Annotated in this window: 13 protein-coding genes, 1 tRNA gene and 1 pseudogene; 11 read left to right on the top strand and 4 right to left on the bottom strand. The window is 66.3% G+C overall.

Features of this window, described 5'->3' with window-relative positions; translation table 11 throughout:
- Positions 1 to 30: 30 nt before the first annotated feature.
- The 9 genes from moaC (at position 31) to IF67_RS0113825 (ending at position 8,031) form a co-directional block, all read left to right on the top strand.
- Positions 31 to 513 carry a cyclic pyranopterin monophosphate synthase MoaC gene (moaC, locus tag IF67_RS0113865; protein WP_030985485.1) on the top strand — a complete coding sequence of 161 codons (483 nt, stop codon included), beginning with the start codon at positions 31 to 33 and terminating at the stop codon, positions 511 to 513.
- Positions 510 to 1,013, top strand: coding sequence for a MogA/MoaB family molybdenum cofactor biosynthesis protein (locus IF67_RS0113860; RefSeq protein ID WP_030985483.1), 504 nt, complete (start codon positions 510 to 512; stop codon positions 1,011 to 1,013). Before moaC ends, IF67_RS0113860 begins: the two co-directional genes overlap by 4 nt.
- 14 nt (positions 1,014 to 1,027) lie before the next feature.
- Complete coding sequence (locus IF67_RS0113855; protein WP_037839314.1) at positions 1,028 to 1,642, top strand: GNAT family N-acetyltransferase; 615 nt, start codon at positions 1,028 to 1,030, stop codon at positions 1,640 to 1,642.
- Between the two features lie 151 nt (positions 1,643 to 1,793).
- Positions 1,794 to 2,837, top strand: a complete 1,044-nt coding sequence (locus tag IF67_RS0113850; protein ID WP_030985478.1) for a hypothetical protein — start codon at positions 1,794 to 1,796, stop codon at positions 2,835 to 2,837.
- Between the two features lie 75 nt (positions 2,838 to 2,912).
- A tRNA-Ala gene (locus tag IF67_RS0113845) sits at positions 2,913 to 2,985 on the top strand.
- 718 nt (positions 2,986 to 3,703) lie between these two features.
- Positions 3,704 to 4,156: a hypothetical protein gene (locus IF67_RS0113840; protein ID WP_030985476.1), complete on the top strand. Its 453-nt coding sequence runs from the start codon at positions 3,704 to 3,706 to the stop codon at positions 4,154 to 4,156.
- A gap of 2 nt (positions 4,157 to 4,158) precedes the next feature.
- Positions 4,159 to 6,351: a DUF6571 family protein gene (locus IF67_RS0113835; RefSeq protein ID WP_030985474.1), complete on the top strand. Its 2,193-nt coding sequence runs from the start codon at positions 4,159 to 4,161 to the stop codon at positions 6,349 to 6,351.
- A gap of 2 nt (positions 6,352 to 6,353) precedes the next feature.
- On the top strand, positions 6,354 to 7,472 hold the full coding sequence (locus IF67_RS43700; RefSeq protein WP_158713088.1) for a hypothetical protein: 1,119 nt from the start codon (positions 6,354 to 6,356) through the stop codon (positions 7,470 to 7,472).
- Positions 7,473 to 7,722: 250 nt separating this feature from the next.
- Complete coding sequence (locus tag IF67_RS0113825; protein WP_030985469.1) at positions 7,723 to 8,031, top strand: hypothetical protein; 309 nt, start codon at positions 7,723 to 7,725, stop codon at positions 8,029 to 8,031.
- 86 nt (positions 8,032 to 8,117) lie between these two features.
- Here IF67_RS0113825 and IF67_RS43695 read toward each other — a convergent pair whose 3' ends face one another.
- Positions 8,118 to 8,648: a hypothetical protein gene (locus IF67_RS43695; protein WP_158713087.1), complete on the bottom strand. Its 531-nt coding sequence runs from the start codon at positions 8,646 to 8,648 to the stop codon at positions 8,118 to 8,120.
- A gap of 1,052 nt (positions 8,649 to 9,700) precedes the next feature.
- Here IF67_RS43695 and mycP point away from each other — a divergent pair.
- Positions 9,701 to 10,933, top strand: coding sequence for a type VII secretion-associated serine protease mycosin (gene mycP / locus IF67_RS0113815; protein WP_234341084.1), 1,233 nt, complete (start codon positions 9,701 to 9,703; stop codon positions 10,931 to 10,933).
- A 10-nt stretch (positions 10,934 to 10,943) separates the two neighbouring features.
- The gene (locus IF67_RS0113810) at positions 10,944 to 14,930 is read left to right on the top strand and encodes a type VII secretion protein EccC (RefSeq protein ID WP_030985466.1); all 3,987 of its coding nucleotides are present in this window, start codon (positions 10,944 to 10,946) and stop codon (positions 14,928 to 14,930) included.
- Between the two features lie 798 nt (positions 14,931 to 15,728).
- Here the strand turns inward: IF67_RS0113810 and IF67_RS41380 are convergent.
- The 3 genes and pseudogenes from IF67_RS41380 to IF67_RS0113795 all read right to left on the bottom strand — a co-directional run.
- Positions 15,729 to 15,862 (bottom strand): annotated as a pseudogene (locus IF67_RS41380) (aminoglycoside phosphotransferase family protein); the annotation flags it as partial.
- Between the two features lie 288 nt (positions 15,863 to 16,150).
- Complete coding sequence (locus IF67_RS44215; RefSeq protein ID WP_199812727.1) at positions 16,151 to 16,390, bottom strand: hypothetical protein; 240 nt, start codon at positions 16,388 to 16,390, stop codon at positions 16,151 to 16,153.
- 10 nt (positions 16,391 to 16,400) lie between these two features.
- The gene (locus IF67_RS0113795) at positions 16,401 to 17,573 is read right to left on the bottom strand and encodes an epoxide hydrolase family protein (protein WP_030985464.1); all 1,173 of its coding nucleotides are present in this window, start codon (positions 17,571 to 17,573) and stop codon (positions 16,401 to 16,403) included.
- Positions 17,574 to 17,627 lie beyond the last annotated feature (54 nt).

Raw genomic sequence — 17,627 nt, 5'->3', positions numbered from 1 at the left:
CACAGGCGGCAGTTTGGTACCGGGAGAACGATGAGCAGCGGCCAGCAACACCTCACCCACCTCGACGCGGCGGGCGCGGCGCGGATGGTCGACGTCTCCGAGAAGGACGTCACCGCCCGCACGGCCGGCGCCAGCGGCCGCGTCCTGGTCTCTTCGCAGGTCATCGAGCTGCTGCGGGGTGAGGGCATGCCCAAGGGCGACGCCCTGGCCACCGCCCGGATCGCCGGCATCATGGGCGCCAAGCGCACCCCCGAGCTGATCCCGCTCTGCCACCCGCTGTCCGTCTCCGGCGTCAAGGTGGACCTCTCGCTCACCGACGACGCCGTCGAGATCACGGCCACGGTCAAGACCACGGACCGCACCGGCGTCGAGATGGAGGCGCTGACCGCCGTGTCGATCGCCGCCCTCACGGTCGTCGACATGATCAAGGCCGTCGACAAGGCCGCGGTGATCTCCGACATCCGCGTGGAGGAGAAGTCCGGCGGCAAGTCCGGCGACTGGAGCCGGTCATGAGCCCCGACCGCGCCCTGGTCGTCACCGCCTCGAACCGCGCCGCGGCCGGCGTCTACGCCGACAAGAGCGGCCCGCTGCTCGCCGAGGGCCTGGCCGCGATGGGCTTCGAGGTCGACGGCCCGCAGGTGGTGCCCGACGGCGAACCCGTGGCAGCCGCCCTCCGCGAAGCCGTCGCCTCCGCCCGGTACGCCGTCATCCTCACCACCGGCGGTACGGGCCTGACCCCCACCGACCGCACCCCCGAGGCCACCCGCGGGGTCCTGGACTACGAGATCCCCGGCATTCCCGAGGCGATCCGCGCCGCAGGCCGTACGAAGGTCCCCACCGCCGCGCTCTCCCGGGGACTGGCGGGCGTCGCCGGGACGACCCTGATCGTCAACCTCCCCGGCTCCTCCGGCGGCGTCCGCGACGGCCTCGCCGTCCTGACCGGCCTCCTGCCGCACGCCGTCGACCAGATCCGCGGCGGCGACCACCCCAGACCTTCCGGGAGCCAAAGCTGAACGCGCCCTGGCCGGTGGCCCGCACGGACGGAGTGGTGACCCTCCGTCCGATAAAGCTGCGCGACCAACGGGCCTGGCGCGAGGTCAACCGCCGTAACCGCGACTGGCTGCGCCCCTGGGAAGCGACCATCCCGCCGCCCCCGCCCGGCCTCGCACCGCCGCACCGCCCCACGTACCGTCAGATGGTCCGCCATCTCCGTGCCGAGGCGCACGCCGGCCGGATGCTGCCGTTCGTCGTCGAGTACCGGGGCCAGTTGGTGGGCCAGCTGACGGTCGCGGGCATCACCTGGGGCTCCATGTGCTCCGGCCACATCGGCTACTGGGTCGACCGGGAAGTCGCCGGCCGCGGTGTCATCCCGACGGCCGTGGCGCTCGCCGTCGACCACTGCTTCCGGTCCGTGGGACTGCACCGCATCGAGGTCTGCATTCGCCCGGAGAACGTCCCCAGCCGCCGGGTGGTCGAAAAACTCGGTTTTCGCGAAGAGGGCATCCGCCCGCGCTACCTCCACATCGACGGCGCCTGGCGCGACCACTTGGTTTTCGCCCTGACCGCGGAAGAACTGCCCGAAGGCCTGCTCAACCGCTGGCGCAGGGAGAAGCCCGGTACCTCCGGCACACCCCACAAATAAAATAAATGTTCGAATGCATTCCCTGATTGACCGGATTGGTGGAGGCGCCGATCTCTACCATCACAAAAAAGTTCGAGATATCAGCCAGATCGTGCGACACACCGGCTCAATTGGCGGATGGCCCCCTGCAAACCCCTCTACCGTGTGAGTCGTGAGAAGTAGCGGCCTCATCTACGCAGTCATCGTCGGGGCCTGGGCTGCCTACCTGGTGCCGATGTGGCTCCGTAGGCAGGACGAGCTCAACGAGGCCCGTCCGACCGAGCGCTTCAGCACCGCCATCCGGCTGCTGTCCGGACGGGCGGCCATGCAGCGCCGTTACGACAAGGCGCACGGGGAGTACCCCGCCGACGATGCGGGCGACGACGCGGACCCGGACGCCACGGCCGACGAGGCCGCCGCCCGGGCCTTCGGCGACCCCGCTCCGGCGGAAGGGCCCGAGGCTCCCCACACCCGGGTGCAGGCCGCCCCGCCGCGCCCCTCCGCCGCCGAGCGGACCAAGCGTGCCAAGGCCCTCGCCCGGCGCCGGCGCACCACCACCATCCTGTTCCTCACCTTCACCGCCGGCGCCATCGTCGCCGCGGTCGGCGGCCTGCCCTTCCTCTGGGCCCCCGCCCTCCCCGCCCTTCTCCTGACCGCGTACATCATTTACCTGCGCGCCCAGGAGCGGCGGCGCTTCACCTTCACCATGGACCGGCGCAAGGCGGAGGCGGCTGCGCAGCGGCTGCGGGAAGGCAGATCCCGCCCTCAGCAGGCGGCCGACCAGCCGCCCGCCGACGAGCACCCGCCCGCCGCCCGCGTTGACCCCCCGGCCGACGCCGCCCCGGAACCGCCTCGCCCCGCCACCCCCGCCCACACCGCGGGACGTCGGGCCCTGGTCGAGGAGACCGACCACGCCGAGTGGGTCGACCAGCAGCGCGAACGCGAACGCCCACGGCCCGCCGCCGGCAGCTGGGAGCCGGTCCCGGTCCCCCTCCCCACGTACGTCACCGCCCCGGTCGCCCCCCGCGCCACCAGCCACGTCGACCTGGACGCCGAGGACGCCTGGAGCTCCGCCCGCTCCAGCGCCGCCCCCGACCGCCCCCAGCCCGACACCCAGCAGGACCGCCCCACCCACCCCGGCCGCCGCACCCGCGGCCGCACCCCGCTCTTCGACCAGTACGAGAACGAGGACCGGCCGCGCGCGGCGAACGAGTGACGCTCCTCCGCTGACCAGCACCGGAAGCGATTTCCGAGCACCGCGACCGAGATGCTAGAGTTTCACTCGTCGCAAGGGCCTGTGGCGCAGCTGGTAGCGCACCTCGTTCGCAACGAGGGGGTCAGGGGTTCGAATCCCCTCAGGTCCACAGACGAGCTGTTCGCGGGTTAGCCCGCGAACTGTTCACGAGATCCCGGTCAGACGGTCACCGTCTGACCGGGATCTCGGCGTTTGGGCCTCGATTAGTACGGAAGTCGGTCCATCGGGACTCCGGGAAGCACGGCCTCGCCGCCCGGAGTTGATCGGGGGTGGAGATGCGGGCATGCCGCGGGGACCGCGGGCATGGAGGTCGCGGTTGGTTAGGGGTTGTGCCCAGCAGTGCTGCGACAAGGGGCTTTGTGCGCCGGGTGAAGCGTGGCAATGCGCCGACCGCCATGGATGCCATGTGCGCGATCAACCACGTGCCGGCGGGTTAGGTAGTCAAAAGTGCAAGATGATGTCGTGCACTTACCCGCATCCGCGCTTCCGAGGCGTTGCGAGCCAAGCCTGATGCGATGTCGTCGCTTCGCCACGTGAGGCTGCACTCGACCGGCCTCGGCAACTTGCTTCTCATCCACGATGTACTGGCCGATGCGTTCGTGACCGGTATTGCAAGACGCGCCGCAGGAGTGATGACCGCCCCTTGAGTGGCGTCGGCTGCTGAGTCGCGGCGCCGCATTCAGGTCCTCAGTCGGCCGTCTGGGCGGCTCCGACTGAACGGCGGCTTGATCTCTACGACGTCATCGCTGCGGCGAGATCCTCTGGACTAGGCTTTCGGCACTTTGTGTCGAACAAGCTATGCACGTCGCAGGACCTCGGGGGAACGCATGTCGTACGACCATGAATGGGACAAAATCCTCAACCCGTTCCGCTACAACGCGGACGGTTCGCTCACCGACGCCGCCAAGCGGCAGAACGTGACGATGGAGCTCAACTCCGCGGGGGGCACCGGAGGCGGAGGTGGTGGAGGCCGGCAGACCTCGGTCCGAACGACTGTGCTGACCAAGGCGGCCGACTCGTTGGAGCAGTTGCGGAGTGACACGGACAAGGTGGATATGAAAGCCCTGTCCGAAACAGATTCCGCCTGGAGCGCACTGGACGGCTGGCAGGCCGCCACCGGGCTGGACAAGATGCACAGGCGGTGGGCGGCAGAGGCCAGCAACCTCAGCAAGATGCTGTCGGAGGCCACAGCGAAGCTGCACAACACCAGCACGTCGTACGCGCACACCGATCGCGCAGAGAAGTCCAGGATGGACTCGCTCGACGGCGGGAGGGGCTGACCGTGGTTACTTTCTCCGACCTCCTCCACGCCGATCTAGGAAAGCTTCAGGCAGCAGCAGACGAGTGGAAGCTGTTGCCGAACAAGTACCAGGGCCTGCAGGAGCTCTTCGAGGCCCGCGTCACCAAGCCCCTGAAGTCGGACTGGACGGGTGATGCAGCCGAACAGGCGCAGGTCTCACTCGCCAAGATCAAGAAGCAGTACCAGGCGGCGGCGGAAGAGGCTCAGGCCATCACCTCGCTGCTGCGCGATGCACATACGGAGTTCAGTGGCGCACAGAAGAAGCTCCGCAGGATCGTCGACGAGGAAGCGCCGTCGGAGCATCTCAAGGTGGCAGGGGACGGCACGATCACCGATGCCAAAGCTGAGCCCGATGACCTACCAGGCCCGTACCACCGCAGCCTCTACCTCGAAAAGCGCCAGGCTGCCGTCGATGCGATGAAGCACCGCATCGAAAAGGTGCTGCGGGACGCCACCGCAGCGGACGAAGCCGCGGACTGGGCGCTGAGCCAGGACTCCAACGGTAAGAACAGCGACTCGTTCAACAAGAACGTCTACGCATCGTTGGATGCCGCCAGGGATGCAAAGAAGGACATGGCCGAAGCCCTGAGGCTGACCGAGAAAGGGGGCGAAGACCTGTCCAACGATGAGCTGGACCGTTTGGGGAAGATCCTCTCGAAGCGGAAGAATGACATGGTTTTCGCGGAGAGGTACGCCACGGCGCTGGGCCCGAAGGGCGCGCTCGAATTCTGGCGTGAGGCATCTGGCCCGGACTCGGGAGAGCCAGGAGGCGAACGCAACGCCGCTCTCAAGCAGTTGCAGGCCGGTCTCGGTTCCACACTGGGGATCGCCACGCAGAGCGACAGCGTCGCGATGGACGCGTGGAAAGAGAAGATGCTGGAGCTCGGGCCGCAGACAATCGACCCAGGAGGTGTCGGCGGGCCGAGCGCCAAGGGCTATCAGCTCATGAGCAGCCTCATGCGGAACGGCGGCTACGACACCGACTTCCTCAACGACTACGGTCGGGATCTCGTGAGCTACGAGAAGACCAGAGGCTCATCGACGCCGAGGGAGTTGTGGGCCCCTGACTCCACCATGGCACGGATCGACTACTCCGGGGATGGTCCGGGCAGCGACCCCATGACGGGCTACATGGACGCGTTGAGCAAGAACCCCGTGGCCGCCACCCAGTTTCTCGACCCCGGCGAGCCGCGCGAGAACGGGAACCTCAAGTACCTCGTGGACGACCGAGAGTGGATGCCGGACGGCTTCCATGAAAAGACCGGCCAGGGATCGTTGGCGTCGGCCATCGAAGCCGGCGCCACCGGGCATCAGCCGGGGCATGAAGACGCGGCGCGCGAACACACTGTGTCGCAGGCCAGGATCATGCGGGACAGCATCAACATGCTCGACGGCGGCCCTAAGAACGAGAAGCTCCCGGAAGGCATGCAGCGCCCGATTGCCAACGCGCTTGGTGACTACGTCTCGGACACGCACGACATCCTGTCCGGTACCAACGACAGGTCCCTGAGCCACAACGGAGAAGGTGACTCAGGAGTCTGGAGTGACAAGGACTCCGGCCGGATGCGGATGTCCACTGATAGGACGTCACTTATTCGCCTGATGCGTGGGGTGTCGGATGACCCTGAGGCGTACCACGTCCTCCAGGAGTCGCAAACGGCGCACGTGGCACAGCAGCTGGCAGACCTTTCGCCCGACGCGCAGCAAGAGGACGTGAAGGGAGTCATGGCCAACGCTGCAAGAGCTACAGGTGCCATCGACGCCATTCAGGGGGATGTCATCCTCGACCGGGAGGCCGATGGACTCTCTGACCACAAGTGGTGGATCGGGAAGGCCGGCTATCACACAGGAGCGGGCATCGTCACCAAGTTCCCAGTCGTCGGCGATATAGCGGTTCGCCTGACCGATGTCGGCGCTACCGCTTGGCAGCAGCACATGGACGCTGCTGTCCAGGCCGCGGGGGCGGGTGAAATCGATGCAAACACTATCCATGGTGAATTTGGGAAAAGTGGCCAGGCGGGGGTCAATAAGATGGTAGCCGAGTGGTACGAGACGCATAGTGGTGATCCCGATTCGCCCCACGTTGATTTCGCGCAGAATGAAATGCGGGGAAGCTATGAAGACGGTCGCACCGACGCCCAAGACGTTCTCGGTCGAGGGAAGAACAATAACTAGCCATGGTTGATGTGACGGAGCAGCGTCGTATTGGTGACCCCGACCCCGACCCCGGAGCCGCCCCCCTGAAGCGCAAGCGTCTTCTGATTGCCGCTGGCTTGGTCCTCGTGCTGGCCGTGCCCGGAATCTTCTATTTCTCCGGAGCGTATGACAGCTGGCAGGATAGCCGGAGCCTGGCCGACACCTGCCGGGGCAGCGTGGACACTTCGGAAGTCAAAGAATTGCTCGGCGTTGACCGTGTGCGCGGCCACGACGTCGAAGCGGACGACGGTTCCTCCCTGCGTGCGGGCCAACTGCGGAAGTGCTCGGTGGGGGATTCTGACGACAATGCTTCAGTGTCCGTGTCGCTGGACTGGAGTGGTGACGCCGCGGGGCCTCTCCACGATTTGGGCGGCTTCACACCGTACGGCGACGTGGGGATGGCGACTCCGCTAGAGCACGGCTGGGAAGGCGTTCTCGATGAGGTGCCCGGAACCGGGAACCTGGTCGCCACGGTGAACATGCACTGCGAAAACCGCCGCAGTGATCCTCGGCACTCCTCATTGATTGCCACTGTGCAGGGCATGGGCACACGGTCGATGGCTGGAGGCGCACAGCGCGCGCGCTTTGCCCGTACGACGGTGAAGACAGCCCAGCACGCTGCCGAAGCTTGGGGTTGTACAGCCCACTCCGGGGGCGTCATCGAGCATGTGCCGGGGAGCACTGCGCATACGGAGGTTCCGCGGGGTGAGGCCCGCGGGACTTGCGCGGGCATCAAGACCGCTGTCCGTGAGAGCGTGACGGATCCCAAAGCGCCCATCGAGAACTGCTACGTTCTTGCGGGACGTAGTGCCTCCCAATATCGCATTAGTGCTTTCTATGGCCCCTTTGCTCAGGCGTTGCCGTTGCAGCGGGGATATTCGGGGGAGGTCGATACGGAAAAGCCTGCCGGGAATAAGGGGAGTTTCTTGTGGGGCTCCGCCGAGTGTCCTTCCGGAAGTCGGGCGTTGTACATCTCGACCAGGCTCCCTGGTGCGGACGGTCGTTTCGATCCGGATAGCGATCTGGAAAGGTCCAGGCTGAAGACGTTCGCCACGCGGTCTTCCAAGAGTCATGGCTGTGAGGATCTCAAGCTTCCGTGATGGAGCGGGTAGCGACTGGTAGCCGGCCAGCGATGCGCGCGTACGCCTCCTTGGGGTGTACGTGCAGGCTGACGCCACTTTCGCCCTTTCATGTCAGCCAGATCAGTGACACTTTCAAGACAGAGATGCGACGCCTTGCCCTCCATCGATAAGCCGGTTGACCAAGTGTTCTAATGGAGGGTTATATGGTGCTGCCATGGCGTCAGTGCGCCAGGCGCAGTTTTAGGTGCAGCATCAGGGGGATCTGCGGATGACTGAGGAATATCGTGTCGATCTGAGCGCATTGCAACAGGTGATCACACGGCTCAACTCGCTCGTGGACACCATGGACGGTGTCGGGGCCACGGCGAAGTACAAGACGGAGCTGCCGGAGGGGTACCTCGGTCAGGGTTTCGCGGAGGAGGCCGGACTCCGGAACGCGCACGGAAAGATGAAGCACGAGATCGCTGGCATGGTCGCCGAGCTGAAGCAGATGATCGCCGAAGCCGGCAAGAAGACGAGGACCGTGCACGACGGCTACGACAGCCGTGAGCAAGAGGTCCGTGCATTCATGAGCTGAGGCGGATCGTCGTCGGCTCGTGCACGTGAGTCGGCACAACGGGGAGGATCGAGATGGGTAGCGGGGGCGGGCACACCAGCAACTTCTCAAGCAACACGCTTGAGGCGTTGAAGGCCATGGTGCGAGACGCGCAGCCGGACAAGGTCGACGAGATCGCCGACCACTGGATGCACGTGCATGACCAGCTCGCTGGCGATGCGCCGGATGGCAGTGTGCGGGACCTGCTGGACAAGGCTGTGGCGGATGTCCGTGAGTACTGGCACGGAACCGCTGCGGATGCCTTCGCAGCACGAGCCAAGAATTTGAGCACGAGCCTCAAGAACGGCTCTCTTTATGCGAAGAACACGTCGCACACTCTGAAGTCCGCTGCGGCCGACCTTCGAGCAGCCAAACGGGCTGTCACCGACCTTCAAGACACCGAGAGCGAGCGCAAGTCCGGGAACATCGTTGGAGCGGCGATCTCGCTCGCGAAGGACGGAGTGGACAAGACCGAAGATTTCTTCAGCGGGCGTGACGACACCGGGCTCAAGAGTGACATTTCCAACGGAATGAGCGCTGACAAGGCACGGGCGGCGCACGCCGAATCGCTTTCCCGCGGGCGCGAGATCGCCCTGCAAGCAGCCGCACACATGGAGAAGCTCGGGGCGTCGTACAACGTCAAAGCGAATCAGCTGGCGGGGCCCGGGGCCCGTGACCCGGAGAAACCCATCCCCCCGCCGGACTCGACGGTGCCACCGCCAGACGTGGGCTTCGCCGTGGTTCCAGCCGTGGCGAGTCCGCGGAGGGGAACTGCCCCGGACGTGTCGGGCCGGCCGGTGGCCGGCGGTGCGTCTTCCGGGGGCGGTGTCGCTTCGCCCCGGTTGTCTGGGCACGATGGGGCCATGGGAGGCTCTGCCGGATCTGGGGCCCGCCCTGCCGTGCCGCATGCGCCGCATCCTGGGACGGCGTTGGACGGTGTCCGTGGCGGTGTGCCCAATCCCGCCAGCCCCCTTCCCAGCACAGGCCCCGGTGGGCCCGTGGTTGGTGGAGCTCCCGGCAACTCCGGTCCGGGCAGCGGCGGGCCGGTCATGCCCCCTGGTGGCCAAGTGGTCGGAGGCCGGGGTCCTTCGGGCGGGAGAGCGGTGCGCCCCGGGTCACCGAGCACCCCGAGCACGCCTCGGGGCGGTCGCGGCAGTGCCGGAAAGTCCGTCATGCCGGGTGCTCCCGGCCAGTCGGGTCAGGCAGGGCGACCGCCGATTGCGGGCGCCACGGGCCCGGGTGCGTCCGGAAAGGGCGGCACACCTGGCCGTCAGGGAGGCTGGGCGAGACGTCCCGGTGGCGTCGTCGGGGAACCGGAGAAGCCGGGGGCGCCGGGCCGGGGCGCGCAGGGTGGCTCAGGTCTGCATCGCAGTCGTGGTGGCGCTCTGAGCGGGAGCTCGGAAGGCTCTTCTCGTGCGCGCGGACCAATGGGCGTTCCACCCGGCGGGCGGAACGCCCGTGAGGACAAGGAACGGCGGCGGTCAACGCGTCCTGACTACTTGGTCGAGGACGAGGAGACCTGGATTTCGCAGCGCGACGTCGTGCCGGGAGTTGTCGGTGCGTCTGCTCCCGAGAAGGCAGAGGACGACGGCACGCCGGAACAGCGAAGCCGTGAGGCGGAGCCGGACAGCGCGGAAGGAAGCAGCAGGGCGTGACGTTCAAGCGATGGATGAGGGCGGCAGGCGGGACGGCGCTGCTGTGTGCAGCGAGCCTCGTGCAGGCAGCGCTCCCGGCAGCCGCGGACTCCATTCGCGATCGTCAGTGGGCCTTGTCGGCGTTCGAGGCGGACGCGATCGAGAAGGTGTCCACAGGCCGGGGGGTGACCGTCGCCGTCGTCGACACCGGAGTCGACGGGACACACCCCGACCTTGTGGGCAGCGTGCTGCCGGGGAAGAACTTCCTCAAGGGCGGCGGTCGCGCCGACCGTGAAACGGAGAACTCACACGGCACTGCCATGGCCTCCTTGATCGCAGGCCATGGCCATGGGCCGGGGGGAGCGGCTGGCGTCCAGGGTCTCGCGCCGGCCGCAAAGGTCCTGCCGTTGCTGGTCAATACGCAGGACGGCCTGCAGGTCGGCACGGGTAAGGGTGGGTCCCCCGTGTCGCAGGCGATCCGCTACGCCGTTGACCACGGGGCGACAGTCATCAATCTGTCGCTGGGAGACACGTTCAAGATCACAGATCTGGACGATGCAGTTCGGTATGCGCGGCAGAAGGATGCCGTGATCGTCGCCGCAGCAGGCAACGACGGCGTGGACGAGCCGAACTATCCCGCGAGCATCCCGGGGGTGATCTCGGTAGGTGCGGTCGACACTTCAGGGAAGATCTGGGAGAAGTCGAACTACGGGTCGAACAACTTGCTCTCAGCACCAGGCGTGGACGTTCCAGGCGCGGGGCGGGACCATGGCTACCGAAGCGGTACCGGAACCTCGGACGCCACCGCCTATGTATCAGCTGCTGCTGCCCTCCTCCGTGCAAAGTTCCCGGATCTCACGGCAGGGCAAATTGCCAATCGTCTCGTGAAGACGGCCAAGCTGCCGGAATCTGCAGAAGCGGCGAAGCTTCCGGACAAGCACTACGGCTACGGCTTCATCCGCCCCTACCGCGCCCTGACCGAGGAAATCCCCGCCGGTTCGAAGAACGGTCCGCTGCCGGCGGCCCCGTCATCCTCTGCGTCAGCAGGGGCCACCGGTCCTTCTGCTCCGACCGATCGAGGAACATCCACCCCTAACAACCGCTCACAGTACGTCGTTTGGGGTGTTGCGGGCGTACTCGGGCTCGGGCTCCTCGCAGCACTGGTGGTGGTCGTCATCCGGCGTCGGCGTCCCGTCGTACCCCCGCCCCCACCGTACGGCCAGCAGCCCGGCCCCGACTTCCGGCAGTAGCCGGCGCCCGTTGGCAACCGTCACCGTCAAGCGCCCTCCGCGCGCAACGCCCCCTGAATACCCCAAGGGCGAGCTCCGGCTGAAGGCGCCACCCACGCTGCCTGAACGTCAGGGCGAGTCGGTGGTGCTGATGATGCTGCCCATGATGGGCATGGGCAGCAGCGCGGTGTATTTCTTCCTGCCCGGCTCACCACCGTTCATGAAGGTCATGGGCAGCATCATGCTCATCTCGGCGGTAGCCATGGGAGTGGGCCAGGTTGTGCGTGCCCGGCGCGGCTCGACGGCAGGCGTACGTGCAGAGCGTCAGGAGTACCTGAAGTACCTGGCCCGTACCCGCCAGGAGGCACGTGACGCCGCGCGGTCCCAGCGCCTGGCCGAATGCCGAACGTTCCCTGAACCGGGCCAGCTGTGGGCAGTGATCGCTGAACGCAAGAGGCTGTGGGAGCGTCGGCCCGGGGACGATGACTTCGCCCAGGTACGCGTCGGACTGGGGCCCCAGACTCTCGCGACCCGTCTCGACGTGCCGCAGCTCCGCCCCGCGGAGGAGTGGGAGCCGCTGTCGGCACATGCGCTACAGCGCTTCGTGGAAGCGTTCGCGTACCTCGATGGGCTGCCCTTGGCGCTGGCCCTGCGCGCGTTCCCGCGGTTGACGATCCGAGGTGATGCCACGACGGTCCACGGGAGCGCTCGGGCCATGCTCTGCCAGCTGGCGGCACTGCACTCGCCCGACGACCTGTGGATAGCCGTTGTCGCGGCCCCAGGTACGGCCCGGGAGTGGGACTGGATCAAGTGGCTGCCGCATGCTCGCCCCTCTGAACATGGGAATTCCGGCGCACGGGGAGCTCCCGGGCTGCTGATGTATCCCACGGTCGGCGCCCTCGAGGAGGGGCTCGCCGGGCATCTTGCCGCCCGACCCGCCTGGGAACGGGACGCCCGACCTCTATTGGACCGACCCCATGTGGTGATCCTTCTGGATCCCGAACCGACCACGACATCGCTCTGGCCCTTCGACCACACCGGATATCTCGGCGTGACCGTCATCGAACTTGAATCGTCAGCCGGCACCGAGCAGCAGCCTCGGATCAGTGGCACCAGAACCCACGGAGTCGGTCACCGACCGGGCCTGACTGTCGAGCCACAAGCCCTCAGCCTCGTCTCCACCACGGGTTCCGTCTACACCGGCATTCCGGACGCTTTGACCGAGGTCGAAGCCACGACGCTCGCTCGCGCCCTCGCACCCCTGCGGACCAGCGACGACGAAGACGAAGACCCTTTGCTAGGTGATCTCGGATTCAGCGACCTGGTGGGCATCGACGACCCCACAACGTTCGATCCGCCTTCTGGGCCACGATCCCCGCAGGACCGACTGCGCGTACCTATCGGCGTGAACGGAGAAGGAAAGCCCGTCGTCCTCGACCTCAAAGAAGCGTCCCAAGGAGGCATGGGGCCACACGGGCTCTGCGTCGGCGCCACCGGCTCCGGCAAGTCCGAGCTGTTGCGCACCCTTGTCCTGGGGCTAGCCACTACACATGGTTCCGAGACGCTGAATTTCATCCTGGTCGACTTCAAGGGCGGAGCGACATTCGCCGGCCTGGCGGACCTGCCCCACGTAGCAGCGTTCATCAGCAATCTCGCCGAGGACCTGACGCTCGTCGACCGCTTACAGGACGCCCTCGCGGGCGAACTACTCCGTCGTCAGGAATTGCTGCGTTCCACCGGCAACTTCGCCAATATCGGGGCCTACGAAAGGGCGCGTGCGGCAGGCGCACCACTCCAGCCATTGCCCACGGTACTGGTCGTCCTGGACGAGTTCAGTGAACTGCTCACAGCCAGACCCGAGTTCATTGACACGTTCCTGCAGATCGGTCGCATCGGACGGTCACTCGGCGTCCATTTGCTGCTCGCCTCACAGCGGGTGGAAGAAGGTCGTCTACGCGGATTGGACACGTATCTCTCCTACAGGATGGTGATGCGGACCTTCTCCGCGGAAGAGTCCCGCATCGCGCTCGGCACTCCTGACGCCTACCACTTGCCCAACGTTCCGGGGGCCGGGCTCCTGAGCCACGGCACAGAAGCCCCCACGCAATTCAAGGCCGCATACGTCTCCGGCCCGCACCATCCCCAGCAGGCCTCGGCTGCCGGGCGGCAACACGCCCTTTCACCGATGCTGTTCACGGCTGAGTTCGACCTGCCCGATTCTGACTCGCTCGGCCTTGACCAGGAGGCAGACCCGCGGGATGACGACGGGACCGGCTCGTCGGTGCTCGACATCCTGGTCGGGCGCCTTCGGGAATGGGGCCCACCGGCACAGTCGGTCTGGCTTCCCCCGCTGGACGATTCGCCCGCCCTCGGCGATCTGCTTCCCGCTCTGACTCGTACGACCGAGCGCGGCCTGCACCCTGCCGAATGGCGAGAGATGTCATTGGTCGTACCGCTGGGCATCGCCGACGTTCCGTACGAGCAGCGTCGAGAAACGCTGCACTACGACTTTTCAGGTTCGCAGGGGCATGCAGCGGTCGTCGGGGGCCCACGTTCGGGGAAGTCGGCCCTGCTGCGCACCCTCGTCACATCTTTCGCCCTGACGCACACGCCGCGGGAAGTGCAGTTCTACTGCCTGGATTTCGGGGGCGGCAGCCTGTCCTCGCTCGCTGATCTCCCGCACGTCGGGGGTTTCGCGTCCCGGCTGGATGCGGCCAAGGCGCGGCGGACCATCGCCGAGATACGGGGGATCTTGGACGAGCGGGAGGAGTTCTTCCGGACCCACCACATCGACTCCATCCGCACCTATCGCGGACGGCGGGCCGTGGGCCATTACCCCGACCACCTGTGGGGCGATGTCTTCCTGGTGATCGATGGTTGGGGCACCTTCAAACGGCAGCACGAGCAGCTGATTCCCGACATCGAGGCAATGGCCGTGCGCGGACTCGCCTTCGGTGTCCACCTCGTTCTTGCCGCCGGCCGTTACAACGAGATCCGACCCGCGCTCAAAGACCAACTCGCCACCCGGCTGGAACTTCGTATGGCGGATCCGCTGGATTCCGAACATGACCGGAAGCGCGCCCGCAACGTGCCCACAGCCCGTCCCGGTCATGGCCTTGCCCGGGGCGGCCTGCACTACGTGGCTGCGCTGCCCCATGCTGACGGCTTCGACTCGGCACTTGATCACTCGGGGAGCGCATTGGACTCCGCCGGACTGATCGCAGCCATCGCGTCGAGCTGGTCGGGTCCGGTGTGTCCACCTGTGCGTATGCTCCCGGACCGTCTGCACGCCGATGCTCTTCCCAAAGCAAGCGAAACACCTGACTTGGGCTTCGCGGTGGGGTTGGACGAAGCGACCTATGCCCCCGCCTACATCAACTTCGATACCGACCCGCTCCTCGTCATTTACGGCGAAAGCGAGTCCGGGAAGACCGCCTTGCTTCGTCTCCTGGCTCGGCGTCTCGCGGAGAGACACGGGCCCCGTGAAGCGCTGGCAATTGTCGGGGACTACCGACGTGCTCTGCATGGACAACTCCCTCAGGGCCATGTGCTGCACTACGCTTCCGCTTCGGCGTCCCTTGAAGAGGGACTCAACCGACTCGTCCCGCTGCTACAAGCCCGGATGCCTACCGCCGACGTAACTGCCGAGCAGATGCGTGCCCACAGCTGGTGGCACGGCCCTGAAGTCTTCGTCATCGTCGACGACTACGACCTCGTCGCGCTCCCGTCCGGGAACCCCCTCGAAGCGCTGACCGAATATCTTCCTTACGCCCGTGACATCGGCCTGCGAGTGATCGTCGCTCGCTCCACGGCTGGCGCGGCCCGCACATCTTTCGATCCGGTCACCCGGCGCCTCAAAGAACTCGGTGCAGCGGGCGTCATCCTGTCCGGGGACCCCGATGAGGGGCTGCTGGTAGGCAGCGCCAAGGCCGTGGTCATGCCGCCTGGGCGAGCTCAGTTCATCACCTCTCGGCAGCGCCCCCGCGTTATCCAAACCGGCTGGTACGACCCAGAGTGAGGACCCCATCGGATGGCCGTGCTGCTGAAGCAACGTGTTCCCAGCCTCAGGGCGGCCTCGGCATAGGACTCGACCAGCCGGACCGGGGCGTGGGGCAAGGCCCAGGGCTTGTGGACGGGATCAGAGAGTGGAAAGAGGGCTAAGCGCTCTTGTGCATCGATCACGACGAGAGTCACTGCGCGATGGAAGCGGGGGCCGGGGAGATGCATGGGATTACCATCGGTGGTGGCTATATGAATAGCCAGGCGGCTGGTCTGGATGGCCGAGGGTGCTGCCGAAGGAGTAGGTCGGCCACCAGCCCCTTTTCGGGCGGACGTGAACGCGCCTTCGCGATCGCTCTCTGCCGACCTCCCCCACCGCATTGCCGTGTGGTCTAGCAGGCGTAGGCGCGTTCCATCGCCTTCAGCCCGGCAGCGATGAACTCGTCGCGCGCGGTAGCGCCCATGAACATCCCTCCCGTGCGGCGCCCATGGACGCTGCGACGGTTTGGCGCTCGGCTCCGGCGAAAAACCATCAAGGCCTGTTGGTAGCCAATGCCCCGACCAACTCGCCAACCTCCGCCCGCCAGACGTGGACCTGGTCCTCTGCCCAGACCGCAGACGAGCTGTTCTTGAGTTAGCTCGGGAAGAGTTCATGAGATCCCGTCCGATCCGTTGATCGGGCGGGATTTCTGCATGGTGGGGCGTTGTTCGAGGCGAGGTCCGAACTCGGATGGCGTGTGGAGCGGGTTCTCGGTGGTCCGTGGTGGTGGTTCTGAGTGGTCCGGTGCGCGGAGGGCATGCCGCGGCGCCTGCGGACCGGGACCGGCGCCAAGGCCATCGCACCGACCTCGACGTCGATGCGCGCCTGATCGGCGTCCACCTTCAGGAACACGTTGCCGACGCGCAGGGTCGCGCGCTCGGAATGGCTACGACGACCTTGACCTCATCCATGGCGACCAGTATCCCGAGATGACCGTCGGCGTCGCCGGATTTATCGCCTGCGATGGCGCGGCTGACCACGTCCTGGCTTTGTCGACGAGTTCCAGCAGCGGGTGTGCAGCGCTTCGGAAGGCAGCCTGCCGGAGCAAGGGTTGATGTTCACGAGAACGGGAGGCACTGACCGCCAACGCAGCTAGAACAGTGCTGCTATGGCCGGTCCAGGGGCACCGGCTGGCGTGAAGCAGCCTGGCCGGCCCGCACGTTGGAGTCAGGGTGGGGGCCGGGCCTTGTGCTTTGTGGTCAGGCCTTCTTCATCTCGTCTCCTACGCCGTAGCGGGAGAGAGCGGCTCTTCGCAGTTGAGGGTGTAGTCGGGGTGTCGGCGGGGAGGCGTCGAGGTCTACCATCCGAAAGACCTCGACATGCTCCACGCCATCTTCGCCGTACCCTGTCTGACCACGTTCTGCCGTCTCGATGCACTCGGTCTGGAAGCCGTCGGGCAACGCCTTGAGCCGGATCAGGCGGTGATCGAGTGCCGTCACCCAGGCGCGTTCACCGATTAACGGCCAGCACTGCCGCGAGGCCTTCTTGCAGGTCCTTGACGAAATACTCGGGAACCTCCAGCGACGGGAAATGTCCCCCGATTTCGGGCGACCTCCATCGGACGATCTGTCGGTAGCGCTCCTGTGCCCAGGGGCGCGGACACTTCTCGATGTCGCGGGGATACATAGTGATTGCTGACGGGACGTCGACCCGAAGTTCGGGGTCCAGCGAGTTGTGGCTTTCGTAGTAAATGCGGGCCGACGATGCGCCGGTCCGCGTCAGCCAATACAGGGTGACGTCGTCAAGAACCCTGTCTCTGGAAATCGTCTCGAACGGGCTGTCTTCGGTATCTGTCCACTCGGCGAACTTGTCAAGGATCCAGGCAAGAAGCCCGACCGGTGAGTCGACGAGCGAGTAGCCGATGGTCTGCGGTCGGGTCGCCTGCTGCTTCGCGTACGCCGCGTGGTGGCGCCAGAAATCGCGGGTTTCCTCGGTCCACTTGCGCTCGACCGCTGTCAGCCCGTCCGTTGTCAACCCGGGCGGTCCCTCCGCGAACGTGGTGTGGATGCCGAGAACCTGCGCCGGGAACCTGCCGCCGAGAACTGTGGTGATGTTGCCTCCCCAGTCGCCGCCGTGGGCTGCGAACTTGCTATAGCCGAGCCTTCCCATCAGTTCCACCCATGCGGCCGCGATCTTTTCCGTTCCCCACCCGGTGGTGGCCGGCTTGTCGCTGTAACCGAAGCCTGGTAGCGACGGGACCACGACGTGGAATGCCGGCGCGTCTGCATCTTTCGGATCTGCCAGCTCGTCTACTACATCGACGAACTCAGCAATGCTGCCCGGCCAGCCGTGCGTCAAGATCAGAGGAGTGGCATCTGCGCGCGCGGATCGGCGGTGCAGGAAGTGGATTCCCAGATCATCAATGGTCGTGCGGAACTGGCCGATCCGGTTGAGGCGCGCTTCGAATGACCGCCAGTTGTACCCGGTGCGCCAGTAGTTCACGAGATCGACGAGGTCGGCGAGAGGAACGCCCTGTTCCCATCGGCGAGGGCCGGGCGCGGCGCGATGGACCGTCTCGGCCTCCGGTAGCCGCGCCGCGGCCAGTCGCGCGCGCAGATCGTCGAGGTCAGCGTCAGTTGCGTGGGCTTCAAATGCTTGCACGTCGCTGGTGAGACGGGGCATGAGACCTCCTGGCCATCGTGGAACCGGCTAAGACGGTTCTAGCAGTTCTCCGAG

Source organism: Streptomyces sp. NRRL S-1813 (assembly GCF_000719605.1).
Taxonomy (GTDB): domain Bacteria; phylum Actinomycetota; class Actinomycetes; order Streptomycetales; family Streptomycetaceae; genus Streptomyces; species Streptomyces decoyicus.
This window is presented reverse-complemented; position numbering and strand designations above follow the sequence as displayed.

Excerpts from the sequence above, each read along its gene's own strand:
- moaC (WP_030985485.1), top strand. The coding sequence starts at position 31 with ATGAGCAGCGGCCAGCAACACCTCACCCACCTCGACGCGGCGGGCGCG.
- IF67_RS0113795 (WP_030985464.1), bottom strand. The coding sequence starts at position 17,573 with ATGCCCCGTCTCACCAGCGACGTGCAAGCATTTGAAGCCCACGCAACT.
- IF67_RS43700 (WP_158713088.1), top strand. The coding sequence starts at position 6,354 with ATGGTTGATGTGACGGAGCAGCGTCGTATTGGTGACCCCGACCCCGAC.
- IF67_RS0113825 (WP_030985469.1), top strand. The coding sequence starts at position 7,723 with ATGACTGAGGAATATCGTGTCGATCTGAGCGCATTGCAACAGGTGATC.
- IF67_RS0113840 (WP_030985476.1), top strand. The coding sequence starts at position 3,704 with ATGTCGTACGACCATGAATGGGACAAAATCCTCAACCCGTTCCGCTAC.
- IF67_RS0113860 (WP_030985483.1), top strand. The coding sequence starts at position 510 with ATGAGCCCCGACCGCGCCCTGGTCGTCACCGCCTCGAACCGCGCCGCG.